Here is a 23,441-nt window from a genome sequence, read left to right as displayed (position 1 = left end):
CCTTTAACGGGCTGTCAATGGGGTTTTTATTCTGGGCTGACGAGATGCAGTGGGATGTGGCGGGATCGTCGTCGTACAACGAAGGCCGCAATTGGCCCGGGCGCCACTGCAGGGCGCCTGGGTGTAGAGCGGGATCGTGGAGGGGGATTTAGCGGCGTACGAGCAATCCGCGCAGAGCGATCAGGGCCGGCAGCCCAAGGCCGAGCCAGCTCAGGCTGTCCCAGGCGCCATCGCCCAGCAGGGCGGCGAAGAGTCCGACGGCACTGAGCAGGCCGATCAGCAGCGGGGCACTGAAGACCTTCCAGAAATTGCTCTGCCGGGGCTTCATGGCGCCACCTTTTGCGTGCTGTTCAAGACGCGGCTGTTGCGCCGGCGCACGAGCCACAGGTACACGCCGCTGCCCAGGACGATAATGGTCAGCCCATCCAGCACCGCCCACAGGACCTTCATCGGCATGCCGCCATAGTCGCCAAAGTGCAGCGGCTGGGACATGCCCATGGCGTCCATGTACCACGGCCGTTCGGCCACGGCAGTGACCTGCAGGGTCGCGGCGTCGATCAGCACCGGGGTCAGCAGGTGCGAGGTCAGGTGGCTGCTGCCCTTCATGAACACCGCGTAATGGTGCTCGCTGGAAAAGCGCGTGCCGGGGAAGGCGATAAAGTCCGGGCGCATGCCCGGCGCGGCCTGCGCGGCAATATCCAGCAGACGGCTGGCCGGGGCCAGTTGCGTCAGCGGTGGCGCGTCGCGGTAAGGGGCGATCATCGCGCTCAGGCTGTCATTGCGCCAGGCGGCGATAATCAGGTCGGCGCAGGCGCTGATCACTCCGGTCACGCCCACCACCAGGGCCCAGGTCAGGGTCACCACGCCGATCAGGTTATGCAGGTCGAGCCAGCGCAGGCGGGTGGATTTGTCGTGGCGTACGCTGGCGAACTTCAGCCGGCGCATGAAGGGCAGGTACAGCACGGTGCCGGAAATGATCGCCAGCACGAACAGCAGGCCCATGAACGCCAGCAGCAGCTTGCCCAGCAGGCCGGCGAACAGGTCCACGTGCAGGCGCAGCATGACCATCATCAGCCCGCCATTGGCCGAGGGCATTGCCACGGCCTCGCCGGTGCGGGCGTCGAGCATGAAGGTGTGGGAGGAGTTGGGCTCGGTGCCGGCGGTCTTGGCCATGATCGTCACCACGCCGTTGGGATCGTCCTCATCCCAGCCGAAGTACTGCATCACCTCGCCTGGCCGATGGGCTTCGGCGGCGCGCACCAGCTGCTGCAGGTCCAGGTGCGGAGTCTCGGCGGGCATTTCCCGCAGCTGCGGCGAGTCACCCAGCAGATGATCGATCTCGTGGTGGAAAATCAGCGGCAGGCCGGTCAGGGCCAGCATCAGCAGAAATACAGTGCAGATCAGGCTGGTCCAGGTGTGGATAAAGGACCAGCGGCGGATGGTTTGGCTTTTCATGAATCATCCAGATGCAAAAGGGCCACGGCGTGGCCGTGACCCTTGTTGTGATACCGGAAAGCTAGCGGTTTACCACTTGTAGTTGACGCTGGCCATGACGTTGCGGCGATCGCCGTAGTAGCAGTAAGTACCGTCGCAGGTCGACATGTATTCCTTGTCGAATACGTTGTTGGCATTGAGGGCGATGCTGGCGCCTTTCAGCGAGTTCTGCAGGCGGCCCAGGTCGTAGTGCACGGCGGCGTCGTAGACCGTATAGGCATCGGTGTCGCCGTCGGACTTACTGCCGACATAGGGCAGGTTACCTGCGGGGATGTTATTGGTTTCGCCGATGTAGCGCGCGCCAAAGCCCACGCCGAAGCCGTCCAGCAAGCCGTTATGCCAGGTGTAGTCGGCCCAGATCGAGGCCTGGTTTTCCGGGGTCAGGGGCAACGGACGGTTTTTGTCCTGAGGGTCGCCGACCTTGGTCATTTTGCTGTTGGCGTAGGTGTAGGCCGCCGTGAGCTTGAGGTTCTCGTTGACGTTGCCTACCGCTTCCAACTCGAAGCCGCGGACCTTGGCTTCGCCCAATGGCCGGCTTACGCCCAGGCTGTCGGAGAGCACGATGTTCTGCCGCGTCAGGTCGTAGACCGCAGCGGTCAGCAGTATGTCGCTGCCTGGCGGCTGGTATTTGACCCCCAGTTCGTATTGCTTGCCGGTGCTAGGCTCGAAGGCCTGCCCCTTGGAGTTACCGCCGGCTTCGGCCTGGAACGACTCGGCATAGGAAACATAGGGCGTGAAGCCCGAGTCGAAGACGTAACTCAGCGCAGCATTGCCGGTGAACGCGTGGTCGTCGCGCTGATCACGGGGTTCGCTGGCAATGTTGTAGAACTTGGTATCGGTGTGCAGCCAGTCCTGGCGTCCGCCCAGGGTCAGGCGCCAGTTGTCGAGGGCCATCTGGTCCTGGAGGTACAGGCCGGTGCCTTGACGTTTCTGGTTGTAATCGTTGTAGGCGGAATAGGCGACCTTGCTGAAGTCCTGCCCGTAGATCGGGTTGATGATGTTGCTGGTAGGGGCTTCGCCGTACAGCCATTTGTAGTTGGTGTTGACGCGTTCGTGATCCAGGCCTAGCAACAGCGTGTGTTTGAGTACACCGGTATTGAAGTCGGCCTGGAAGTTGTTATCCACGGCGAACTGGCTGATGTCTTCGTTGACGATGTTGGCACCGCGCCGAACCGTACCGTCGGCACTGACCGCCAGATCCGGTTTGTTCGGCCAATAGAAGCCACCAGCAGTAATGCCCTGGAAGGACAGGTCGCTTTTGGTGTAGCGCAGGTTCTGCCGGAACTGCCAGACATCATTCAGGCGATGTTCAAAGGCGTAGCCCAGGGCGTAGTAGGTCTTGTCGTAATACTCCCAGCTCGGGTCGCCCAGGTTCTTGTGGTACTTCACCTCGCCTGCCGGACTGTACAGCTTGGTGCCTTGCAGGGGCAGGAACTGGCTGGTGATCCCGGTATCGTCGCGGTTGAACTGGCTCAGGAATGTCAGTTTGGTGTCGTCGTCGATGTTCCAGGTCAGGCTGGGGGCAATGTTGTAGCGCTTGTCCTCGTTATGTTCGATGGCGGTGTTGCTGTCGCGTACCACGCCGCTGACGCGGTACAGGAAGCGGCCTTCATCATCGATCGGACCGGTGCTGTCAAAGCTGATCTGCTTGCGCTGGTAGCTGCCGATTTGCAACTGGACTTCATGGCCGGCCGTGTCCTGCGGGCGCCGGCTGACCATATCCAGCAGGCCACCGGGTGGGGTTTGGCCATACACCGAGGATGCCGGACCACGCAGCAGCGCCACACGCTCCAGATCCCAGGTTTCCAGCTTGGGCATGGTGTAGGTGCCCTTGGGCAGCGGCAAGCCATCGAGGAACTGGGTGGGCTCGAAGCCGCGGACCTTCAACCATTCGGCGCGGCTGTCGCTGCCATAGCTGCTGGCGGTGACGCCCGGCATGTAGCGCACGGCATCGTCGAGGTTCTGTACGGCCCGATCCTGCATCTGATCGCGGGTGGCGACAGAGATCGAACGGGGAACTTCTCGCAGCTCGGTATCGGTTTTGGTGCCTGCGGCGGTGCGCTTGGCGGCGTAGCCATCCACCGGTCCCCAAGCCGTTTCAGCGAACTCCTGACCGGTAATACTGGTTTCCGGCAACGCCACCACGCCCTCCGGGATCGGCGCCAGGCTGTAGGTGCCGGCGCCGCTTTGCTCCAGTTGCAGGCCGGTGCCGCGCAGGGCTTCGCGCAGGGCGCCGGGGGCGTCGAACGGGCCTTTGACCGGGGCCGAGGTTTTGCCGGCGGCCAGGGACGGGTTCAGGCTCAGGGCCAGGCCAGCCTGGCTGGCGATCTGGTTCAGGGTGCTGGCCAGGGGCGCGGCCGGCAGGTTGTAGGTACGCACGCTGGACGCCTGCTCGGCGGCCAACAACGCAGTGCTGGCCAGCGGGGTGCAGAGGGCAATGGCCACGGCCAACAGGCTGGGGCGCAACAAGGTGTCTAGCGAGCGGTACATACGGCGGCTCCTGAATGGAAATAGTTCGCAATTGCCTATGTGCCGGACGAGATGCAAAAAGTGATAGGGCTGATTGAAAATAATTTTGATTTAGATAAAGGCGAGCTTCGATCGCGCCCATTGCACCAGGCGAGCGCCTGCGTGGCAGAGGGGCAGCGCAGGCCTGCCGGCCACGGCGGCAATGCCGACCGCTGGGTTTCAGGGCTTGGCGTCGGCCTTGGCAGCCACCGTTACCCACCACGCCGTATGCCGTTCGATCTGCACCGGCAGGGTCGGCAATAGCGCGGTCAGCGCCAGGTCGGTGTTGTGCAGCGGGAAGCTGCCGGTAATACGCAGGTCGGCGACTTCCGGGGCCACGCCCAGGTGGCCGCGGCGGTAGCGACCGAGTTCGCCGATCAGGTCTTCGAGCCGTGCGTTGTCCACCACCAGCATGCCGCGGGTCCAGGCGTCGGCGCCGGCGTTCAAGGCCTGGAGCGGGCCGAGCCCGTCACGGCGCATCAGTACCTGCTGGCCTTCCTTGAGGATCTGTTCGTCGGGGCTCGCCTGCGGACGAGCGGCGACGGCGGACTGCAGCACGCTTAGGCGGGTGCCCTGGTCCTCGCGCTTGACCAGGAACCGCGTGCCGAGGGCGCGCATGTGTCCGTCATCGGTTTCGACAATGAACGGGCGGGCGTCGCCGTGGCCGGTTTCGATCAGGATCTCGCCTTCCTGCAACACGATGCGCCGTTGCTTGTCGTCAAAGCGCACATCCAGCGCACTGTGGGTATTGAGGTTGATCACGGTGCCGTCGCTCAGGTGCAGGGTGCGCTGCTCGCCGGTGGCCGTGCGCTGGTCGGCCAGCCAATAGTTGAGCGGCAGGTAGCGTTCCCCGGCGAACAGCGCCAGGCCGATCATCAGCGCAACGCTGGCCAGGCCGCTGCCGAGCTTGCGCACCCGGCGGCGGATCCCTTCGCGTGATTGCAGCAGGGCCACCCGGGCCGGGCCCGAGGCCACGCTGAAGCGCTGGTCGAGCATGCCCAGCTGGCGCCAGGCCCGGGCATGTTCTTCATGGGCGGCGTGCCATTTGGCGAACTCCTCGCGCTCCACGGCGTTGCCGGAATCGAGCGACAACTGCCAGGCAATCGCCGCGTCCAGCACCTGGGACGAAACCGGCTTGGAGCTGATGGGGTTCATACCGGCTCACCGTACAGCGCGATGTAGCACTGACGGATGCCCTGGGCCAGGTACTGGCGCACGCGCGGCACCGAGACCCCGAGGCGCTCGGCAATCTGGGCGTGGCTCAGGCCATCCAGGCGGTTATAGAGGAACGCGGCGCGGGCCTTGCTCGACAGCTTGCCGAGCAGGCGGTCGATGGCCTTGAGGTCTTCGAGGATCATCTGCTGTTCTTCCGGCGAGGGGTGCTCGGCTTCCGGGATCAGCATCAGTTCGGTGAGGTACGCCTGCTCCAGGGCAGCACGGCGAAAATAGTCGAACAGCAGGCCCTTGGCGATGGCGACGAGAAAGGCCCGTGGCTCGCGCGGCGTGTTCAGTTCGTCGCGGCCCAGCAGGCGGACGAAGGTGTCCTGGCTCAGGTCTTCGGCCCGTTGCGGACAGGCCACGTTGCGTCGCAGCCAAGCCAGCAGCCAGCCGCGATGGTCGCGATATAACGCGCCAACGAGCTCATTGTGGGGGCTTTGGGCTGACGACAACGGGCATCACCAATCGAGAAGTTTAAACTAACGAGAATTATTCGCGATTGTCGCAGGGGCGCAACGGCCGCGCAATGGGCGCCTGTCGGGTGAAACCTGTGGTTATGGCCATCAGGGACGCCGGGTTTAGCCGAGTGCGGGCGTTGCTTGGTGCCGCCAGGTGTGGAGCCGCTGCCGAGCCTGCGAGGCTGCGCTGCCCTGACCGGCACCGAAGATCCGCCGGTTAGAAAGAAGGCGCCTGCTGACGGCGCTTCCACTGGTTGAGGCGCTGTTGCAGGTTCAGCGGGCTGTGGATCTGCTGCTGGCGGGCACGGCTGAACAGGATCAGCGCCAGTTCTGCGGTGGCCAGGGCGTCGGCGGCGGCATGGTGGCGTTCGCCCACTTGCAGCTTGAACCAGTCGATCCAGTCATCCAGCCCGGCTTCGCGGATATTGGCTTGAGGGCACAGCAGCGGTGCCAGATCGGCGATATCCATAAAGCTGTGTTGCAGGCGATAACCCAGGCTGTCTTTCAGCGCCCGACCGAGCATGTGCTGGTCGAAGGGGGCGTGGAAGGCCAGCACCGGGCTGTCGCCGATAAACTCCATAAAGTCCAGCAACGCCTGGGCCGGGTCACAACCGGCGGCAATCGCGCTCGGCCCCAGGCCATGGATCAGCACGCTGGGGCTGAGCTTGTGGTCGACCCGCAGCAAAGTGCGCTCGAACTGCTGGCTGAAGTCGATAGCGCCGTCCTCGATCACCACCGCACCGATCGACAGCACCTGGTCGCGATTGAGGTTCAGGCCGCTGGTTTCCAGGTCCAGCACCACCCAGCGCTGTTGCCGCAGGCTGCATTCGCCCAATGGCGCCGGGGCCGGCAGGCGGTCGCGGCGCTGCTGTTGTTCGGGGGTGAGGCTGGCACTGGCGGGGCGCAGCCAGGCGAACAGGCTCATAGCTGATACCGCAGGGCCAGGCTGCTTTGCAGGCGCTGGGCCTGGCGCAGGGATTCACGCAGGATGCGCCGGTCCAGGTGGTTGAGGCGGTCCGGGTCGACGCGGTTGGAGTAGGGCAGGTTCTCGCGGGTTTGCAGCTGGTGCTGTTGCATGCGGGTCTGCTGGATAAAGTGGTAGGCCTCTTCATAGGCCGCGCCGTCCAGGGGCTCGATCACTTCCCTGGCCACCAGTTGGCGCAGGCGCTCCAGGGTGTTGTTGGCGCTGATGCCGTTGGCCAGCGCCAGCAGGCGGGCGCCGTCGACGAAGGGGGTCAGGCCCTGGACCTTGAGGTCGAGGGTGGCCTTTTCGCCGTTCTTTTTCGCCAGCACAAATTCGCGGAAGCGCCCCACCGGCGGCCGCTGACGCAAGGCGTTCTCCGCCAGCATGCGCTGGAACAGCCGGTTGTCGGCCACCTGGTCGAGGATGCCGCGTCGCAGTTGCTCGCAGCCTTGTTCATCGCCCCAGACCACCCGCAGGTCGAAGTAGATGCTGGAGGCCAGCAGGTTTTCCGGGGTGGCTTCGCGGATAAAGGCGGAAAAACGCCGGGCCCATTCGGCGCGGGACAGGCACAGCTCGGGGTTGCCGGCCATGATATTGCCCTTGCACAGGGTAAAGCCGCACTGCGCCAGGCTTTGATTGATCTGCTGCGCCAGGGGCAGCAGCTTGCCGCGGATCTCGGCAGCGTGGGCCGCGTCGCGGGCGTCGAACAGAATGCCGTTGTCCTGGTCGGTGTGCAGGGTCTGCTCACGGCGGCCTTCGCTGCCGAAACACAGCCAACTGAAGGGCACGCCGGGATCGCCGCGGTCGGCCAGGGTCAGTTCGATCACCCGGCACACGGTGTGGTCGTTGAGCAGGGTGATGATGTGGGTGATCTGGGTCGAGGACGCGCCGTGGGCCAGCATGCGTTCCACCAGTTGCCCGATCTCGCCGCGCAGCGCCACCAGGTTCTCGACCCGGGGGGCATTGCGGATGGTGCGCGCCAGGTGCACCAGATCGACCCGTTGCAAGGAAAACAGGTCACGCTCTGAGACCACGCCGCACAGGCGCTGGTCCTTGACCAGGCAGACGTGGGCGATATGGCGCTCGGTCATGGCGATGGCCGCGTCGAATGCGCTGTGGTCCGGCGTCAGGTAGAACGGGCCGTGGGTCATGTGCCGTTCGATCGGCTGAGTGAAATCATCGGTGCCGTCGGCTACCACCTGGCGCAGGTCGCGCAGGGTGAAAATACCGATCGGCGCCTTGTGCTCATCCACCACCACGATGCTGCCGACCTGTTGCTCGTGCATCAGGGTCACGGCTTCGCGCAGGGGGGTGACGGTGCTGCAGGTCACGGGATGACGCATGGCCAGCTCGCCCAGGCGGGTGTTGAGCGAGTATTGAGTGCCGAGGGTTTCCACGGCTTTTTGCTGGACTTGCTGGTTGACCTGGTCCAGCAGGCTGCTGACCCCGCGCAAGGCGAAGTCGCGAAACACCGAGGACAGGGCAAACAACTTGATAAAGGCCGGCTTGTTCAGTTGCAGGCAGAAGGTGTCCTCGGCCGCCAGGTGTTCGGTACGCGTGGCCCGTTCGCCCAGCAGGGCGGCCAGCGGGAAGCATTCGCCGGTGGTGATCTCGAAGGTGGTCTCGGTGCCGCCCTTGGCCGTGTGCGGACGTTCGCCGACCACTCGGCCCTGTTTGACGATGTAGAAGTGTTCCACCGGCCCGTCGGCGGGCTTGATGATGCTCTCGTCAGGCCCGTAGAAGCGCAGTTGGCATTGTTCTACCAGGTAGGCCAGGTGGGCGTTTTCCATCTGGTTGAACGGCGGGAACCGTTGCAGGAACTGCATGGTGCCGTGGATGTTCTGCAACACCGCGGTTTTCCCTGCCTGGGTGAAGGCATCCGCTTTACTCATAACTATTACCGCAGTCTTTTTGGATTTGTTGTGGTCGGATCAACAGCCATGGTCGGCCCCTGTGCCCGGGGTGCCCATTGGACGTAAGTCTAGGTAGGGCTTCAATCGTGGGGATTTGGTCTAAGCCCGGGGTCGTTGGCGCAAAAAAAGTGCTCAACAGACCTCTTGGAAAAATTTCCGACGAAGTGCACATTGAAGGCCTGCTTAGCGATGTCTGACCACTGTGCTAGGGGATTGACTTGAACATGTAGGAAACCTATGTCCGACCACGATATTTTGAGTGACGCCGAGCGCGAGGCGCTAAGCGCAGTCATGCTGGAGCCCGACCTGCCGCCACAGCGCGTATTGATTGCCGATGACGACAAAGATGCGCGCGAGTTGCTTTCGGAAATCCTCGGACTGGATGGCATCCGTTGCGTTACCGCTGCCAGCGGCAAAGCGGCACTGGAGCTTTTGAACTCGAATAAATCCATCGGACTGCTGATCACCGACCTGCGCATGGCGCCTTGCAATGGCCTGGAGCTGATCCGCCAGGTGCGCGAATCGGAACGGGCGGCGTTGCCGATCATCATCATTTCCGGCGACGCCGACGTGCGCGACGCCATTGCGGCCATGCATTTGAGCGTGGTCGACTTCCTGCTCAAACCCATCGACACCGACAAGCTGCTGAGCCTGGTCAAGCACGAACTGGGCGTGGTCCCCTAGGCTCTGTACGAAAACTACCTGCGCTTCGATCATGCTGCGTTAAAAACAGGCTCGGGCGCGAGTCCGATCGGAATGCTCATGTAGGTCCCTACAGTCGAACGCGACCCCGGCCGTTCCTCGTCTGTTTTTGCCTTGCCTGATCTTTGCTCGGCGAGTTTTCGTACAGGCCCTAGACGCCGTCACCCATGTTGCAAAAAAAAGCCCCGATCAGTGATCGGGGCTTTTTCATTGGGCTAGCGCCGCGTTGTTACAGGCCGTTCTTGGCCTTGAACTCGCGACGACGACGGTGCAGCACCGGCTCGGTATAGCCGTTTGGCTGCTTGGTGCCTTCGATCACCAGTTCGACCGCCGCCTGGAAGGCGATGTTGCTGTCGAAGTCTGGCGCCAGAGGACGGTACAGCGCGTCGCCGGCGTTCTGCCGGTCAACCACTGGAGCCATGCGTTTGAGGCTTTCCAGCACCTGGGTCTCGGTGACCACGCCGTGGCGCAGCCAGTTGGCGATGTGCTGGCTGGAAATGCGCAGGGTCGCGCGGTCTTCCATCAGGCCTACGTCGTTGATGTCCGGCACTTTGGAGCAGCCCACGCCCTGGTCGATCCAGCGCACCACGTAACCGAGGATGCCCTGGGCGTTGTTGTCAAGTTCGTTGCGGATTTCCTGCTCCGACCAGTTGGTGTTGCTGGCCAGGGGGATGGTCAGTATGTCGTCCACCGAAGCGCGAGGGCGCTTGGCCAGCTCGGCCTGGCGGGCGAATACGTCGACCTTGTGGTAGTGCAGGGCATGCAGCGCCGCCGCGGTGGGCGATGGAACCCAGGCGGTGTTGGCGCCGGCCAGCGGGTGGGCGATTTTCTGTTCGAGCATCGCGGCCATCAGGTCGGGCATGGCCCACATGCCTTTGCCGATCTGCGCGCGACCTTGCAGGCCGGTGCTCAGGCCGATATCGACGTTCCAGTTTTCGTAGGCGCCGATCCATTTTGCGGCCTTCATCTCAGCCTTGCGCACCACGGCGCCGGCTTCCATGGAGGTGTGGATTTCGTCGCCGGTACGGTCGAGGAAGCCGGTGTTGATGAACACCACGCGCTCGCTGGCCGCCTGGATGCAGGCCTTGAGGTTGACCGTGGTGCGGCGCTCCTCGTCCATGATCCCGACTTTCAGGGTGTTGCGTGGCAACGCCAGCACGTCTTCGATGCGGCCGAACAGCTCGTTGGTGAACGCCGCTTCTTCCGGACCGTGCATCTTCGGTTTGACGATGTAGACCGAGCCGGTGCGGCTGTTGCTGCGCGAGGTGTTGCCGTTCAGGTTGTGCACCGCCGCCAGGCTGGTGAGCAGGCCGTCGAGGATGCCTTCCGGCACTTCGTTGCCGTGCTTGTCGAGGATCGCGTCGATGGTCATCAAGTGACCCACGTTGCGTACGAACAGCAGGGAGCGACCGTGCAGCTTCAGGGTCGAGCCGTCGACAGCGGTGTACTCGCGGTCGGCGTTCATGGTGCGGGTGAAGGACTTGCCGCCCTTGGCCACTTCTTCCGCCAGGTCGCCTTTCATCAGGCCGAGCCAGTTGCGGTAGATCACCACCTTATCGTCGGCGTCGACGGCAGCTACCGAGTCTTCGCAGTCCATGATGGTGGTCAGTGCGGCTTCCATCAGCACGTCTTTGACGCCGGCGGCGTCGGTCTGGCCGACGGGGCTGGTGGCGTCGATCTGGATTTCGAAGTGCAGGCCGTTGTGTTTGAGCAGGATCGCGGTCGGTGCCGCAGCGTCGCCGTGGTAGCCGATTAACTGGGCATCATCGCGCAGGCCACTGTTGCTGCCGCCCTTGAGGCCGACCACCAGCTTGCCGCCAACGATCTTGTAGCTCGTGGCGTCGACATGGGACCCCGCGCTCAGCGGTGCGGATTCATCGAGGAAGGCACGGGCGAAGGCGATGACCTTGTCGCCACGGACCTTGTTGTAGCCTTTGCCCTTTTCCGCGCCGTCGGCTTCGCTGATGGCGTCGGTGCCGTACAGCGCGTCGTACAACGAGCCCCAGCGGGCGTTGGAAGCGTTGAGGGCGAAGCGGGCGTTCATGACCGGAACCACCAGCTGCGGACCGGCCATGCGGGCGATCTCGTCATCGACATTTTGCGTCGTGGCCTGGAAGTCCGCTGCTTCTGGCAGCAGGTAACCGATGTCTTGCAGGAAGGCCTTGTAGGCCACAGCGTCGTGGGATTGACCGGCACGGGATTGGTGCCAGGCATCGATACGCGCTTGGAAATCGTCGCGTTTGGCGAGTAGGGCTTGGTTTTTCGGGGCCAGGTCATGGATGACCTTGTCGGCGCCGGCCCAGAACGAATCGGCGGTGAGGCCGGTACCGGGAATGGCTTCGTTGTTCACGAAGTCGAACAGGACTTTGGCGACCTGCAGGCCACCCACTTGAACGTGTTCAGTCATTGCTTGCCTCACTCTGCTCAGCTATTTCGCTTTTCAGCTCTTCAAATTGACAATGAAGCCCTGGCATTTAAACCACAAACCCCTCTACCAGTACATGCCATCGCGGGCGGCTGGCTGCTTCCAATCAACGGCGGAGCCTTGCTGACGGGGCTTTTGAGGGTTGCGACTGGGCCTTGGCAGACATCGGTCCAACGTTATGTAGTGCGCGCTGCGGCATACTACATGATCAATTGCGCTTGTGAAAATTAGACTAAATACGTCGTTCCGCGACTAAAGTTGCTCCTTTGGTCACGCAAGTGGCGGTCATGTTCTCAAAAAGCGCACGGATTGTTCCATATAAATTCAAATAGTTGTACACGATTTGTGTCTTTGCGCCTGGCCCCCGGCTGCCAGTGCCCCTTTCGAGCGGTCTGTAGCGGGATTCACTGGCCGCAGGTGGGCCGGCGAGGCTTGCCTATACTTGCGCTTCTATAACAAAAGTCATGATCAGAGGACTGCGCCATGGACCATCTCGTACTCACCGTATTCGCCCCGGACAAGCCCGGACAGGTCGAGCGCATTGCCCAGTGCATTGCCGAGCACGGGGGTAACTGGCTGGAGAGCCGCATGTCGCGCATGGCGGGGCAGTTTGCCGGGATCCTGCGCCTCGGGGTGCCGGCCGAAGCCTATGACGAACTGGTGGACGCGCTCCAGGGCTTGTCGAGCCACGGGATTCGCGTGCTGATCGCTGAAAGTGGTATCGAGCAGTCCTGCACCTGGAAGCCGATCGCCATGGAGTTGGTGGGCAACGACCGGCCGGGCATCGTGCGCGACATCACCCGGCTGCTCAGCGAGCAGGGGGTCAACCTGGAACGGTTGGTGACTGAAGTGCGCCCCGCGCCTATGAGCAGCGAGCCGTTGTTTCATGCCGAGGCAGTCCTTGCGGTGCCCCTGACCTTGTCCCTGGATGTGCTGCAGGCTCGCCTGGAAACCCTGGCCGATGACCTGATGGTCGAATTGGTGCTGCGCAGCGAGACCTGAGCCCGGCACTGCCGGTTATCCAAGTTTAAGGTGCATGCGCCTGTGGATAACCTGTAGAGACAGGTCTCCAGCCCAAAGGGGCCGGGGCTCTCCAGGGTTTGATCAAAAAATCATCAGTTTTCAAGGGCTTGTGCACAAACGCCGGGGATCACGCTGTGGATAACCTTGGGAAGAATGCTTGCAGGCCACGTGAGCCGTGGCCTGCAAGCTATTGTTCGTTTTTTGATCAGCTGCGGCGACGCAAACTCAACCAGGCATCCACGCTGTACACCGCCAGGCCGGCCCAGATGAACATGAACGCCACCAGCGTGCTGGAGGACAGGTGTTCATCAAACAGCAACACCGCCTGCAACAGCACCAGGGTCGGTGCCAGGTACTGCAAGAAGCCCAGGGTGGTGTAAGGCAAATGCCGCGCAGCCGCGTTGAAACACACCAGCGGCACCAGGGTGACCGGGCCTGCGGCCACCAGCCACCAGGCTTCGGAGCTGCCCCAGAACTCGAGCTGGGCGCTGCTAGCCGTCGGGTTGAACAGCAGCCAGGCCACCGCAATCGGCACCAGCATCCAGGTTTCCACCACCAGCCCGGGCAATGCCTTGACCGGTGCCTGCTTGCGGATCAGCCCGTAGAAACCGAAGGTCAGCGCCAGCACCAGCGACACCCAGGGCAGGCTGCCCACCTGCCACACCTGTTGCGCCACACCCACCGCCGCCAGCACCACGGCCAGCCACTGCAGACGTCGCAGACGCTCGCCAAGAATCAACATGCCCAGCAGCACATTCACCAGGGGGTTGATGTAGTAGCCCAGGCTGGCCTCCAGCATCCGGCCGTTGTTCACCGACCAGACGTACGTCAGCCAGTTGGCGGCGATCAAGGTGCCGCTCAAGGCCAGGATCGCCAGGCGTTTAGGATTCTCCCGCAGCTCGCGCCACCAGCCGGGGTGTTTCCAGACCATCAGCAACAAAGCGCCGAACAACGCCGACCACAGGACCCGGTGAATGATGATTTCAACCGCGGGCACGCTGGCAATGGCTTTGAAGTAGAGGGGGAACAGGCCCCAGATGATGTAGGCACTCAGGCCCAGAATGTACCCGTGACGCGGGTTGGCGGCTTGCATGCAGAATCCTTGCTTAGGCAGCTAACAAAGCGACGATTGTAAGGAGATTTGTCTGAAACTGTCGTGAGACTTTGTTAACAGTCGTGCGCTGGGGTGCCAGGTGCATGGGCGGTGTTCGTGAAGGACTGCGTCCGAACGCGGCCCGAGCCTGCGGCAGCGGCGACGAGCAGTCCCGACCCTGGGCCAGGGCCGGGCGTGCAACGGCGGCTCAGAACAGTTTCAGCGGCTCTTCATTGAGTGCCGACAGTTGCTCGCGCAGGGCCAGGACCTGGTCGCCCCAATAGCGTTCGGTGCCGAACCACGGAAAGCTGTGGGGGAATGCCGGATCGTCCCAGCGCCGTGCGAGCCAGGCGCTGTAGTGCATCAGACGCAGGGCGCGCAGGGCTTCGATCAGGGCCAGTTCCCGTGGGTCGAAATCGTGGAATTCGCTGTAGCCATCCATCAATTCCGACAATTGCCCGAGACATTCCTGACGATCACCCGCGAGCATCATCCACAGGTCTTGCACGGCCGGCCCCATGCGGCAGTCGTCGAGGTCGACGATATGGAACATCTCGTCACGGCACATCATGTTGCCGGGGTGGCAATCGCCGTGCATGCGGATATTGGTGTGCGGCGTGGTCTTGTAAACCTCTTCCACGCGCTTGAGCAGATCCCGCGCCACTGACTCGTAGGCTGGCAGCAGGCCCTTGGGTATGAAATTGCCTTCAAGCAGGGTGGCTAGGGAGTCGTGGCCGAAGTTTTTCACCCCCAGCGCCTCACGGTGCTCGAACGGCTTGGTGGCGCCGACCGCGTGCAAACGGCCGAGCAACTGGCCCAGTCGATAGAGCTGGTCGAGGTTGCCCGGCTCCGGTGCCCGGCCGCCACGGCGCGGGAACAGGGTAAAGCGAAAGCCCGCGTGCTCGAACAGGCTGGCGCCGTTGTGGATCATCGGCGCCACTACCGGTACGTCGCACTCGGCGAGCTCGAAGGTGAAGCGGTGTTCTTCGAGGATGGCTTCGTTGGTCCAGCGCTGGGGACGGTAGAACTTGGCGATCAGCGGTTCGCCGTCTTCGATGCCGACCTGGTACACGCGATTTTCATAGCTGTTGAGCGCCAAAACGCGGGCGTCGCTGAGAAAACCGATGCTTTCTACGGCGTCGAGGACCAGATCCGGGGTCAGTGTTTCAAACGGGTGCGACATGCTCACTCCTGCGCGCAGCAGGCTGCCGCGTAAGGCCACGCATGGTAGCGCACACCGGCCCGGATAGGTGGCGGCTTTAGGCTTGGTCGGGATGTCTCGGTGGCTGACATCCCGGCCTGAGCGGATCAGGTGCCGACGATCCCGCCGTCTTCACGGCGGATGGCCATGACCGAAGAGCGTGGCTTGCCGTTGGGCAGGTGCTCGGGGAACGTCGAGCCGCCGTTTTCGCCCGGGTGCTGGATCCCGACAAACAGGGTTTTCTGATCGGGTGAGAAGCTGATGCCGGTGACTTCGCAGCCTACCGGGCCGACCATGAACCGGCGGATCTCGCCACTGGCCGGGTCCGCGCAGAGCATCTGATTGTTGCCCATGCCGGCGAAGTCGCCGCTGTTGCTGACATCGCCATCGGTCAGGATCCACAGGCGCCCGGCCTGGTCGAACCCCAGGCCGTCGGGGCTGTTGAACATGTTCTGTGGAGTGATGTTCGATGAGCCGCCCTTGGCTTGCCCCGCGTGCACCGAAGGGTTGCCGGCGACCACGAACAAGTCCCAGGCAAAGCTCATGGCGCCATGGTCATCGCGGTCGGTGCGCCAGCGCAGGATCTGTCCATAGACGTTTTTCTCCCGCGGGTTGGGGCCGCCCACCGGCTGGCCGTCTTCGCCGCGTTTGACGTTGTTGGTCAGGGTGCAATAGACCTGGCCATCCTTGGGGCTGACCACTATCCATTCCGGCCGGTCCATGCGCGTGGCTTTGACCACGCTGGCGGCCAGGCGGGCATGGATCAGCACCTGGCCCTGGTCGGCAAAGCCGCTGGCGGCATCGAGCCCGTTCTTGCCGTGGCTCAGCTCGATCCATTGGCCCTGGCCCTTGGGAAGGTCGGGATTGCTGTCGCCGCCATCGAAGCGCGCCACGTACAGCGTGCCGTGGTCCAGCAGGTCGCGGTTGGCCTTGGGGTTGCGGTGGTCGATCTTGTCGCGGCTGATGAATTTGTAGATGAACTCGCCGCGTTCGTCGTCGCCCATGTAGACCACGGCGCGGCCATCAGCGGTTTCGGCCAGGGCCGCGTTCTCGTGCTTGAAACGGCCCAGGGCGGTGCGTTTGACCGGTGTCGACTGCGGATCGAACGGGTCGATTTCCACGACCCAGCCATGGCGGTTGAGTTCATTGGGGTTGTGCGCCAGGTCGAAGCGCGGATCGTGGGGGTGCCAGTTGATCTCTTTGCTGGCGGCTACCGCGCCGTAGCGTTTTTGCGCGGCATCGAACGTCTGTTCGGCGTTGCTGCTGCCAAAGCAGTCGGTGAAGTTCTCTTCACAGGTCAGGTAGGTGCCCCATGGGGTTTTGCCGTTGGCACAGTTCTGGAAAGTGCCGAGCACGTGCTTGCCCTGGCCATCGGCGGCGGTCTTCAACAGCGCATGACCGGCGGCGGGACCGCTCAGGCGGATCGGCGTGTTGCCGTGGATGCGTCGGTTGTAGCGCGAGCCCTGGACGAACTGCCATTGGCCGTTCTTGCGTTGCACTTCGATCACCGACACGCCTTCGCTGGCCTGGGCCTTGTGCACTTCTTCGGCCGATTGCGGCATGCCGCCGTGGGCATAGAGGTAGCGGTAGTTGGTGTATTCGTTGTTGATCGCCATCAGCGCGCGCTGATCGTCGCCGGGGAAGGCGAACAGGCTCATGCCGTCGTTGTTGTCGCCGAATTGCAGCTCCTGGGCCTGGGCGCTGCCGTTGCCCGTGGGGTCGAAGGCCGGGCCGTTGTTGTGCAGCGGCTGACCCCAGCTGATCAGCACCGACGCCGTGTAGCCCGGTGGCAGGCTGAGGCTGTCAGCGGTGGCCGCGGCGATGCCGGTAAAACCCAGCAGCGGGCTGGAGCCGGCGCTGATGCTGGCGGCCAGCGCACTGCGGCTCAGCAGGCTGCCCCCCAGGAACATTGCCGCGCCGCACAGCGCACCGGCGCCGATGAAACCACGGCGGCTGAGGCCGACGATTTGCTCCAGGTCCGTGGGTTGGTCTTCTTCTAATAGGCTCATGTCAGGCTTCCTGCGATTTTTGCAGACACCTTAATCAGCCCTGATGACAAAAATGTTGCAGCCATATGTCCCGCCCGTAGCCACTGCCGCCAGGCTGCGCTGGCCGGTCCGGGCGCCGGGGCATTGCGGTTGAAATGCGTTGTCTTCAAGGGCCAGCGCAGCCTGGCGGCAGTGGCTACAGCGGGGTGCCGAGGAGGACGTTGGAGGGGGAAAACTGAACCTGGACCGGTCGGTTCACCGCGAGGCCTTGGGCCTTGAGTTGCGAGGACTCGACCAGGGCGCACAGGGTCGGGCCGTTGGGCAGGCTGATCCGAACCTCCCAGGGGCCGTCTTCGGCGTCGAGGATCTGCTCGATGCTGCCGGTCAGGCCGTTGTGCCCGGCGGTAATGGGCTGGCCGAGTGCTTGCAGCTCCAGCCAGCCGGCCTTGATCAGCGCCACCACTTCGGTGTCGGGCAGCAGTTCCAGGCGCTGGGTGCTGTCGTGGGTGATCTGCGCCTGGATCACCAGGCCTGGGGCCAGTTCCAGGCTGATCAGGTCATTGCGACCGAGCCCCTCGATCGCCACCACCTTGCCGTGCAGTTGGTTGCGCGCGCTGGTGCGCAGCATCAGGCGACCCAGCAGGTCGAGGTCGCTGGCGTCCTCGGCGGCTTCCAGCACCTGGGCCTGCAAGGCTTGCAGGCGCAGGTACAGGCGCAACACCCGTTCACCTTCAGCCGAGAGCTTGGCGCCACCCCCGCCCTTGCCGCCGACGCTGCGTTCCACCAGGGGCTTTTGTGCCAGGTTATTCAACTCATCGATGGCGTCCCAGGCGGCCTTGTAGCTGAGCCCGGCGCTTTTGGCCGCGCGGGTGATCGAGCCTTGCTCGGCGATGTGCTGCAACAGGGCGATGCGTTGCGGGCGGCGGACGATGTGCTGGGTCAATAACGTGGGCAAGGACATGGCAGGGCACTGTGAACGCTGGAGGTGGAGGCTGAGTGTGCGGCTTGAGGGGCGAGAGTCAAGTCAGGCCGGCTCCCCGGGTTTGGGTGTGCGGGCCAGGCAATACACGTCGACCCGGTGCGCACCGGCATCCAGCAGCAGTCTGGCCAGGGTTTCGGCAGTGGCGCCGGTGGTGAGCACGTCATCCACCAGGGCCAGATGACGGCCGCCAACCCGGGCCTTGTCCGCCAGGCTGAAGGCCCGACGCAAGTTGCGCCGCCGGGCAGGGGCGTCCAGGCCTTGCTGCGCCGGGGTGTCCTGCGTCCGCAGCAGCATGCCTTCATCCACTGCAATCCCCAGGCCCTGGCCCAGCCATTGGGCAAGCAGCGCCGCCTGGTTGAAACCGCGTTCGCGCAGGCGCCGGCTGGCCAGGGGCACCGGTAACAGCAGCTCCGGACGCGGTAGGCCGTCATTGAAACGATGATGCAGGGATTGGCTGAGAAGTTCGCCGAGCAGGCGGCCAAACGGCCACTTTGCCCCGTGCTTGAAGCGGGTGATCAAACTGTCGACCGGGAAGCCGTAGCTCCAGGGCGCTACCACCTGGGAAAACGCCGGCACCCGCCTCAGACACTCGCCGCAGGTCAGGCCCGCCTGGGGCAAGGGCAGGGCGCAGATCCGGCATTGCGGGCCTAACCAGGGCAGCTCGGCTTCGCACTCGACGCAAATGGGCTGCGGGTTATCGCAGGGTTCATCGCAGAGCAAACAGGTTTGGTTGTTATTTAACCAGATGTAAACCGGTCCTTCGTATTCTGGTTGACAGTGCATGGCGCTTCCTTAAATATGCCGAACATCCGTGTCGCGGCTGTGGGTATCCGATTACCCCGTCGTCTGCCCCAAGCATAATCAAGGAATCGCCCATGAGCGCCAGCACCACCGCCACCTTGCGTCATGACTGGTCTTTGGCTGAAGTCAAAGCCCTGTTCGTTCAGCCGTTCAACGACTTGTTGTTCCAGGCGCAGACCGTGCACCGCGCGCATTTCGATGCCAACCGGGTCCAGGTGTCGACCTTGCTGTCGATCAAAACCGGGGCCTGCCCGGAAGATTGCAAATATTGTCCGCAGTCCGGCCACTACAACACCGGGCTGGAAAAAGAAAAGCTGATGGAAGTGCAGAAGGTCCTTGAAGAGGCCGCTCGCGCCAAGGCCATTGGTTCGACCCGATTCTGCATGGGCGCGGCCTGGAAGCACCCCTCGGCCAAAGACATGCCCTACGTGCTGCAGATGGTGCAGGGCGTCAAGGCCATGGGGCTGGAGACCTGCATGACCCTGGGGCGCCTCGATCAGGAGCAGACCGAAGCCCTGGCCAAGGCTGGCCTGGACTATTACAACCACAACCTCGACACCTCGCCGGAGTTCTACGGCAGCATCATCACCACCCGCACCTACAGCGAGCGCCTGCAAACCCTGGCCTACGTGCGTGATTCGGGGATGAAGATCTGCTCCGGTGGCATCCTCGGCATGGGCGAGTCCCTCGATGACCGCGCCAACCTGCTGATCCAACTGGCCAACCTGCCCGAACACCCGGAGTCGGTGCCGATCAACATGCTGGTGAAAGTCGCCGGCACGCCGCTGGAAAACGCCGAGGACATCGACCCGTTCGACTTTATCCGCATGCTCGCCGTGGCCCGCATCCTGATGCCGCAATCCCACGTGCGCTTGTCTGCTGGACGTGAAGCGATGAACGAGCAGATGCAGGCCCTGGCGTTTTTCGCCGGCGCCAACTCGATTTTCTATGGCGACAAGTTGCTGACCACCGCCAACCCGCAGGCCGACAAGGACATGCAACTGTTCTCGCGCCTGGGGATCCTGCCCGAAGCCCGTGAAGAGCACGCCGATGAAGTGCACCAGGCGGCAATCGAGCAGGCGCTGGTGGAGCAAAAGAGCAGCGAGCAGTTCTACAACGCCGCGCTCTGACTGCCCCCAGCCTGTAGCCGCGGCCTTGGACCGGGGCGTGAGGACCTTGCATGCTTCGAGGTCCCGATTACCTGTCGCAGCCCGGGGCAGCGGCTCCAGCCACTCTTTTGATCACCGAGGCCTGCATGTCTTTTGATCTCGCCGCGCGCCTCGCTGCCCGCCGTGCCGAAAACCTCTATCGCCAACGCCCCCTGCTGGAAAGCCCCCAGGGGCCTGAAGTGGTGGTCGATGGCCAGCCGTTGCTGGCGTTCTGCAACAACGACTACCTGGGCCTGGCCAACCACCCGCAAGTCATCGAAGCCTGGCGCGCCGGTGCTTTGCGTTGGGGCGTGGGCGGTGGCGCCTCGCACCTGGTGATCGGCCACAGCGGCCCGCACCACGCACTGGAAGAAGCCCTGGCCGACCTGACCGGACGCCCGCGAGCGCTGTTGTTCACCACCGGCTACATGGCCAACCTGGGGGCGGTCACGGCCTTGGTGGGGCAGGGCGACACCGTGCTGGAAGACCGTCTCAACCACGCGTCCCTGCTGGATGCCGGCCTGTTGTCCGGGGCGCGTTTCAATCGGTATCTGCACAACGATGCGGTCAGCCTGGCCAAACGCCTGGAAAAAGCCACCGGCAATACCCTGGTGGTCACCGACGGCGTGTTCAGCATGGACGGCGACCTGGCCGACCTGCCGGCGCTGGCCCGTGAAGCCCGGGCCAAGGGCGCCTGGCTGATGGTCGATGACGCCCATGGTTTCGGCCCGCTGGGAGCCAATGGCGGTGGGATTGTCGAGCACTTCGGCCTGAGCCAGGACGACGTGCCGGTGCTGGTCGGCACCCTGGGCAAGGCGTTCGGTACGGCCGGGGCCTTTGTCGCCGGCAGCGAAGAGTTGATCGAAAGCCTGATCCAGTTTGCCCGGCCCTACATCTACACCACCAGCCAACCCCCGGCGCTGGCCTGCGCGACCTTGAAAAGCCTGGAACTGCTGCGCAGCGAGCATTGGCGGCGCGAGCACCTCAACGGCCTGATCCACCAGTTCCGCCGTGGCGCCGAGCAGATCGGCCTGGCGTTGATGGACAGTTTTACCCCGATCCAGCCGATCATGATTGGCGACAGCGGGCGGGCCATTCGCCTGTCGCAGATGCTCCGCGAACGCGGCCTGATGGTCACGGCCATCCGCCCGCCAACCGTGCCTGCGGGCAGTGCGCGCTTGCGTGTGACCTTGTCCGCAGCCCACAGCGAAGCCCAGGTCCAGCTATTGTTAAACGCACTGGCGGATTGTTTTAGCGAACTGGGACCGGAGCCAAGCCATGCGTGATCGACTGATTCTGCTGCCGGGTTGGGGCCTGGGCATTTCCCCGCTGGAGCCGCTGGCGGCGGCGTTGCAGGGCCTGGACCAGCACCTGAAGGTCGAAATCGAGCCTTTGCCGGAGCTGGAGTCCAGCGACCTGGGGGACTGGCTCGATGAACTCGACGCGGATTTGCCGGACAACGCCTGGCTCGGCGGCTGGTCGCTGGGCGGGATGCTGGCCAGTGAGCTGGCGGCGCGCCGTGGCGATCGCTGTTGCGGCTTGCTGACCTTGGCCAGCAACCCGAGCTTTGTGGCCCATGGCGAGTGGGCAAGCGCCATGGCCGGGGAAACCTTCGACGCCTTTCTGGCCGGCTGCAACGCCGACTCGCGACTGACCCTCAAGCGTTTCGGCCTGCTCTGTGCCCAGGGCGCCGAGGACCCGCGCGGCCTGTCGCGCCTGCTGCTGGGGGGTGCGCCGAATACCCCGCCAGCGGTGTTGATGGCCGGGCTGGAGTTGCTGGCGCAGCTGGATACACGGGACGCGTTACAGGCGTTTCGTGGCCCGCAGTTGCATCTGTTTGCCGGGCTCGACGCGCTGGTGCCGGCAGAAGCCGCGAGCGAGTTGCTGGCGTTATTGCCCGATGTCGAAATTGGCCTGATTGAACAGGCCAGCCACGCGTTTCTTCTGGAAGACCCCCACGGTGTGGCGGGGGCGATCCAGGCCTTTTTGCATGAGTCCGGTGATGACTGATTTGTCCCTTCCCCCATTACTCGGCGGCTTGCCGGACAAGCGCCAGGTCGCGGCGTCCTTTTCCCGTGCCGCAGCCAGTTACGACAGCGTCGCCGATCTGCAGCGGGCGGTGGGCCATGAGCTGCTGCGGCGCCTGCCGCCCGAGCGGTCGTTCGCCTGCTGGCTGGATATAGGCTGCGGTACCGGGTATTTCACCCGGGCCCTGGCCGAGCATTTCCCTGGGGCCCAGGGGCTGGCGCTGGATATCGCCGAAGGCATGCTCGATCACGCACGGCCCCTGGGCGGCGCGCAGTATTTTATTGCCGGGGACGCCGAACGCCTGCCGTTGCGTTCAGACAGCTGCGATCTGCTGTTCTCCAGCCTGGCGGTGCAGTGGTGTGCGGATTTCGCCTCGGTACTACGAGAGGCGCACCGGGTACTGCGCCCCGGTGGTGTGCTGGCGTTTGCCAGTCTGTGTGTCGGGACCTTGCAGGAGCTGCGTGACAGCTGGCGGCAGGTCGATGGCATGGTGCACGTCAATCGGTTCCGCGAGCTCGGCACTTATCAACAGCTGTGCGCGGCCAGTGGCCTGCGGATTTTGAACCTGCAATCCCGGCCCCATGTGCTGCATTATCCGGATGTGCGCAGCCTGACCCATGAGTTGAAAGCCCTGGGCGCGCATAATCTGAACCCCGGACGCCCCGGCGGCTTGACCGGACGCGCCCGGATCATGGGCCTGATCGACGCTTATGAGGGCTTTCGTCAGCCTCAGGGTCTGCCCGCGACCTATCAGGCGGTGTACGCCGTGTTGGAGAAGCCGCAATGAGCCCTGCCTATTTCATCACCGGAACCGATACCGATGTCGGCAAGACCACTATCGCCGCCGGGCTGCTGCATGCGGCGCGTCTGGCGGGGTTGAGTACGGCGGCCGGCAAGCCGGTGGCATCCGGCTGTGAAGTGACGACCAAGGGCCTGCGCAATTCGGACGCCCTGGCGCTGATGGCGGAGTGCTCCCTGGCCCTGGACTATGCCGAGGTCAATCCGGTGGCGTTCGAACCGGCCATCGCCCCCCATCTGGCGGCGCGCGAGGCGGGGGTGGCCTTGACGGTGCAATCGTTGCTGCTGCCCATGCGCCAGATCCTGGCCCGGGGCGCCGATTTCACCCTGATCGAAGGCGCGGGCGGCTGGCGTGTGCCCCTGGCTGACCAGGACAATCTGTCGGACCTGGCCATGGCCCTGGACCTGCCGGTGATCCTGGTGGTGGGGGTGCGGCTGGGTTGCATCAGTCATGCGCTGCTGACCGCCGAAGCCATCGCCCGGGACGGGCTGCAGCTGGCCGGCTGGGTTGCCAATATCATCGATCCCAAGACCTCCCGCCTGGAGGAAAACCTCGCCACCCTGGCTGAACGCCTGCCGGCCCCGTGCCTGGGTCGAGTGCCCAAGCTCAAGCCTCTCAGCGCCCAGGCGGTGGCCGAACACTTGCAGCTGGACCTGCTGGACTAGATTTTGCCTATGACAAGGCAGATTGCCATTA

20 protein-coding genes are annotated in these 23,441 nt (G+C 63.8%); 7 read left to right on the top strand and 13 right to left on the bottom strand.

Annotation, left to right across the window (positions count from 1 at the left end):
• Positions 1 to 148: 148 nt before the first annotated feature.
• The 7 genes from ACOZJV_RS32920 to ACOZJV_RS32890 form a co-directional block, all read right to left on the bottom strand.
• Positions 149 to 328 carry a hypothetical protein gene (locus tag ACOZJV_RS32920; RefSeq protein ID WP_020295396.1) on the bottom strand — a complete coding sequence of 60 codons (180 nt, stop codon included), beginning with the start codon at positions 326 to 328 and terminating at the stop codon, positions 149 to 151.
• Positions 325 to 1,455 (bottom strand): PepSY-associated TM helix domain-containing protein, encoded by a 1,131-nt coding sequence (locus ACOZJV_RS32915; RefSeq protein WP_421549430.1) that lies wholly within the window; start codon positions 1,453 to 1,455, stop codon positions 325 to 327. The genes ACOZJV_RS32920 and ACOZJV_RS32915 overlap by 4 nt, the downstream gene beginning before the upstream one ends.
• 69 nt (positions 1,456 to 1,524) lie before the next feature.
• Positions 1,525 to 3,984 carry a TonB-dependent siderophore receptor gene (locus ACOZJV_RS32910; protein ID WP_078472814.1) on the bottom strand — a complete coding sequence of 820 codons (2,460 nt, stop codon included), beginning with the start codon at positions 3,982 to 3,984 and terminating at the stop codon, positions 1,525 to 1,527.
• A 198-nt stretch (positions 3,985 to 4,182) separates the two neighbouring features.
• Positions 4,183 to 5,157 (bottom strand): FecR domain-containing protein, encoded by a 975-nt coding sequence (locus tag ACOZJV_RS32905; RefSeq protein WP_421549429.1) that lies wholly within the window; start codon positions 5,155 to 5,157, stop codon positions 4,183 to 4,185.
• Positions 5,154 to 5,672, bottom strand: coding sequence for an RNA polymerase sigma factor (locus ACOZJV_RS32900; RefSeq protein ID WP_078472816.1), 519 nt, complete (start codon positions 5,670 to 5,672; stop codon positions 5,154 to 5,156). The genes ACOZJV_RS32905 and ACOZJV_RS32900 overlap by 4 nt, the downstream gene beginning before the upstream one ends.
• Before the next feature lie 223 nt (positions 5,673 to 5,895).
• Entirely contained in the window at positions 5,896 to 6,603 is a 708-nt protein-coding gene (locus ACOZJV_RS32895; RefSeq protein WP_421549428.1) for a PolC-type DNA polymerase III, read from the bottom strand.
• Complete coding sequence (locus ACOZJV_RS32890) at positions 6,600 to 8,534, bottom strand: DUF294 nucleotidyltransferase-like domain-containing protein (RefSeq protein ID WP_207202151.1); 1,935 nt, start codon at positions 8,532 to 8,534, stop codon at positions 6,600 to 6,602. Before ACOZJV_RS32890 ends, ACOZJV_RS32895 begins: the two co-directional genes overlap by 4 nt.
• Positions 8,535 to 8,792: 258 nt before the next feature.
• Here ACOZJV_RS32890 and ACOZJV_RS32885 point away from each other — a divergent pair, with 258 nt between their 5' ends.
• Entirely contained in the window at positions 8,793 to 9,239 is a 447-nt protein-coding gene (locus tag ACOZJV_RS32885; RefSeq protein WP_201128318.1) for a response regulator, read from the top strand.
• A 247-nt stretch (positions 9,240 to 9,486) separates the two neighbouring features.
• Here the strand turns inward: ACOZJV_RS32885 and ACOZJV_RS32880 are convergent, their stop codons facing one another.
• Positions 9,487 to 11,664: a malate synthase G gene (locus tag ACOZJV_RS32880; RefSeq protein ID WP_421549427.1), complete on the bottom strand. Its 2,178-nt coding sequence runs from the start codon at positions 11,662 to 11,664 to the stop codon at positions 9,487 to 9,489.
• A 501-nt stretch (positions 11,665 to 12,165) separates the two neighbouring features.
• Between ACOZJV_RS32880 and ACOZJV_RS32875 the strand changes: the two genes are divergently transcribed.
• Complete coding sequence (locus ACOZJV_RS32875; protein WP_421549426.1) at positions 12,166 to 12,684, top strand: glycine cleavage system protein R; 519 nt, start codon at positions 12,166 to 12,168, stop codon at positions 12,682 to 12,684.
• A 226-nt stretch (positions 12,685 to 12,910) separates the two neighbouring features.
• Here the strand turns inward: ACOZJV_RS32875 and rarD are convergent, their stop codons facing one another.
• The 5 genes from rarD to ACOZJV_RS32850 form a co-directional block, all read right to left on the bottom strand.
• Entirely contained in the window at positions 12,911 to 13,798 is an 888-nt protein-coding gene (rarD, locus tag ACOZJV_RS32870; protein WP_201128316.1) for an EamA family transporter RarD, read from the bottom strand.
• Between the two features lie 208 nt (positions 13,799 to 14,006).
• The gene (locus ACOZJV_RS32865; protein ID WP_078472823.1) at positions 14,007 to 14,981 is read right to left on the bottom strand and encodes a serine/threonine protein kinase; all 975 of its coding nucleotides are present in this window, start codon (positions 14,979 to 14,981) and stop codon (positions 14,007 to 14,009) included.
• Between the two features lie 125 nt (positions 14,982 to 15,106).
• Positions 15,107 to 17,008 (bottom strand): PhoX family protein, encoded by a 1,902-nt coding sequence (locus tag ACOZJV_RS32860; RefSeq protein WP_421549425.1) that lies wholly within the window; start codon positions 17,006 to 17,008, stop codon positions 15,107 to 15,109.
• Between the two features lie 175 nt (positions 17,009 to 17,183).
• Positions 17,184 to 17,948: a TOBE domain-containing protein gene (locus ACOZJV_RS32855; protein WP_421549424.1), complete on the bottom strand. Its 765-nt coding sequence runs from the start codon at positions 17,946 to 17,948 to the stop codon at positions 17,184 to 17,186.
• A gap of 63 nt (positions 17,949 to 18,011) precedes the next feature.
• The gene (locus ACOZJV_RS32850; protein ID WP_421549423.1) at positions 18,012 to 18,752 is read right to left on the bottom strand and encodes a ComF family protein; all 741 of its coding nucleotides are present in this window, start codon (positions 18,750 to 18,752) and stop codon (positions 18,012 to 18,014) included.
• A gap of 92 nt (positions 18,753 to 18,844) precedes the next feature.
• On the opposite strand from ACOZJV_RS32850, the gene bioB reads away from it, so the two are divergent.
• The 5 genes from bioB (at position 18,845) to bioD (ending at position 23,410) form a co-directional block, all read left to right on the top strand.
• Positions 18,845 to 19,900, top strand: a complete 1,056-nt coding sequence (bioB, locus tag ACOZJV_RS32845; protein WP_078472827.1) for a biotin synthase BioB — start codon at positions 18,845 to 18,847, stop codon at positions 19,898 to 19,900.
• A 125-nt stretch (positions 19,901 to 20,025) separates the two neighbouring features.
• Positions 20,026 to 21,204: an 8-amino-7-oxononanoate synthase gene (gene bioF, locus ACOZJV_RS32840; RefSeq protein WP_421549422.1), complete on the top strand. Its 1,179-nt coding sequence runs from the start codon at positions 20,026 to 20,028 to the stop codon at positions 21,202 to 21,204.
• Positions 21,197 to 21,928, top strand: a complete 732-nt coding sequence (locus ACOZJV_RS32835) for an alpha/beta fold hydrolase (RefSeq protein WP_020295413.1) — start codon at positions 21,197 to 21,199, stop codon at positions 21,926 to 21,928. The genes bioF and ACOZJV_RS32835 overlap by 8 nt, the downstream gene beginning before the upstream one ends.
• On the top strand, positions 21,921 to 22,733 hold the full coding sequence (gene bioC / locus ACOZJV_RS32830; RefSeq protein WP_421549421.1) for a malonyl-ACP O-methyltransferase BioC: 813 nt from the start codon (positions 21,921 to 21,923) through the stop codon (positions 22,731 to 22,733). The genes ACOZJV_RS32835 and bioC overlap by 8 nt, the downstream gene beginning before the upstream one ends.
• Complete coding sequence (gene bioD / locus ACOZJV_RS32825) at positions 22,730 to 23,410, top strand: dethiobiotin synthase (protein WP_421549420.1); 681 nt, start codon at positions 22,730 to 22,732, stop codon at positions 23,408 to 23,410. Before bioC ends, bioD begins: the two co-directional genes overlap by 4 nt.
• Positions 23,411 to 23,441 lie beyond the last annotated feature (31 nt).

The sequence above is a fragment of the Pseudomonas sp. QD4 genome (assembly GCF_049199125.1).
Lineage (GTDB): Bacteria > Pseudomonadota > Gammaproteobacteria > Pseudomonadales > Pseudomonadaceae > Aquipseudomonas.
Note: the sequence above shows the minus strand (reverse complement) of the source record. Positions and strands in the feature narration are given on the sequence as shown.

Bases quoted from the DNA above. Each gene is read 5' to 3' on its own strand.
- ACOZJV_RS32885 (WP_201128318.1), top strand. From the start codon at position 8,793: ATGTCCGACCACGATATTTTGAGTGACGCCGAGCGCGAGGCGCTAAGC.
- ACOZJV_RS32890 (WP_207202151.1), bottom strand. From the start codon at position 8,534: ATGAGTAAAGCGGATGCCTTCACCCAGGCAGGGAAAACCGCGGTGTTG.
- ACOZJV_RS32905 (WP_421549429.1), bottom strand. From the start codon at position 5,157: ATGAACCCCATCAGCTCCAAGCCGGTTTCGTCCCAGGTGCTGGACGCG.
- ACOZJV_RS32850 (WP_421549423.1), bottom strand. From the start codon at position 18,752: ATGCACTGTCAACCAGAATACGAAGGACCGGTTTACATCTGGTTAAAT.
- ACOZJV_RS32880 (WP_421549427.1), bottom strand. From the start codon at position 11,664: ATGACTGAACACGTTCAAGTGGGTGGCCTGCAGGTCGCCAAAGTCCTG.
- ACOZJV_RS32860 (WP_421549425.1), bottom strand. From the start codon at position 17,008: ATGAGCCTATTAGAAGAAGACCAACCCACGGACCTGGAGCAAATCGTC.
- ACOZJV_RS32910 (WP_078472814.1), bottom strand. From the start codon at position 3,984: ATGTACCGCTCGCTAGACACCTTGTTGCGCCCCAGCCTGTTGGCCGTG.
- ACOZJV_RS32865 (WP_078472823.1), bottom strand. From the start codon at position 14,981: ATGTCGCACCCGTTTGAAACACTGACCCCGGATCTGGTCCTCGACGCC.
- ACOZJV_RS32875 (WP_421549426.1), top strand. From the start codon at position 12,166: ATGGACCATCTCGTACTCACCGTATTCGCCCCGGACAAGCCCGGACAG.
- rarD (WP_201128316.1), bottom strand. From the start codon at position 13,798: ATGCAAGCCGCCAACCCGCGTCACGGGTACATTCTGGGCCTGAGTGCC.
- ACOZJV_RS32855 (WP_421549424.1), bottom strand. From the start codon at position 17,948: ATGTCCTTGCCCACGTTATTGACCCAGCACATCGTCCGCCGCCCGCAA.
- ACOZJV_RS32895 (WP_421549428.1), bottom strand. From the start codon at position 6,603: ATGAGCCTGTTCGCCTGGCTGCGCCCCGCCAGTGCCAGCCTCACCCCC.
- bioC (WP_421549421.1), top strand. From the start codon at position 21,921: ATGACTGATTTGTCCCTTCCCCCATTACTCGGCGGCTTGCCGGACAAG.
- ACOZJV_RS32920 (WP_020295396.1), bottom strand. From the start codon at position 328: ATGAAGCCCCGGCAGAGCAATTTCTGGAAGGTCTTCAGTGCCCCGCTG.
- bioF (WP_421549422.1), top strand. From the start codon at position 20,026: ATGTCTTTTGATCTCGCCGCGCGCCTCGCTGCCCGCCGTGCCGAAAAC.
- ACOZJV_RS32835 (WP_020295413.1), top strand. From the start codon at position 21,197: ATGCGTGATCGACTGATTCTGCTGCCGGGTTGGGGCCTGGGCATTTCC.
- bioB (WP_078472827.1), top strand. From the start codon at position 18,845: ATGAGCGCCAGCACCACCGCCACCTTGCGTCATGACTGGTCTTTGGCT.
- bioD (WP_421549420.1), top strand. From the start codon at position 22,730: ATGAGCCCTGCCTATTTCATCACCGGAACCGATACCGATGTCGGCAAG.
- ACOZJV_RS32915 (WP_421549430.1), bottom strand. From the start codon at position 1,455: ATGAAAAGCCAAACCATCCGCCGCTGGTCCTTTATCCACACCTGGACC.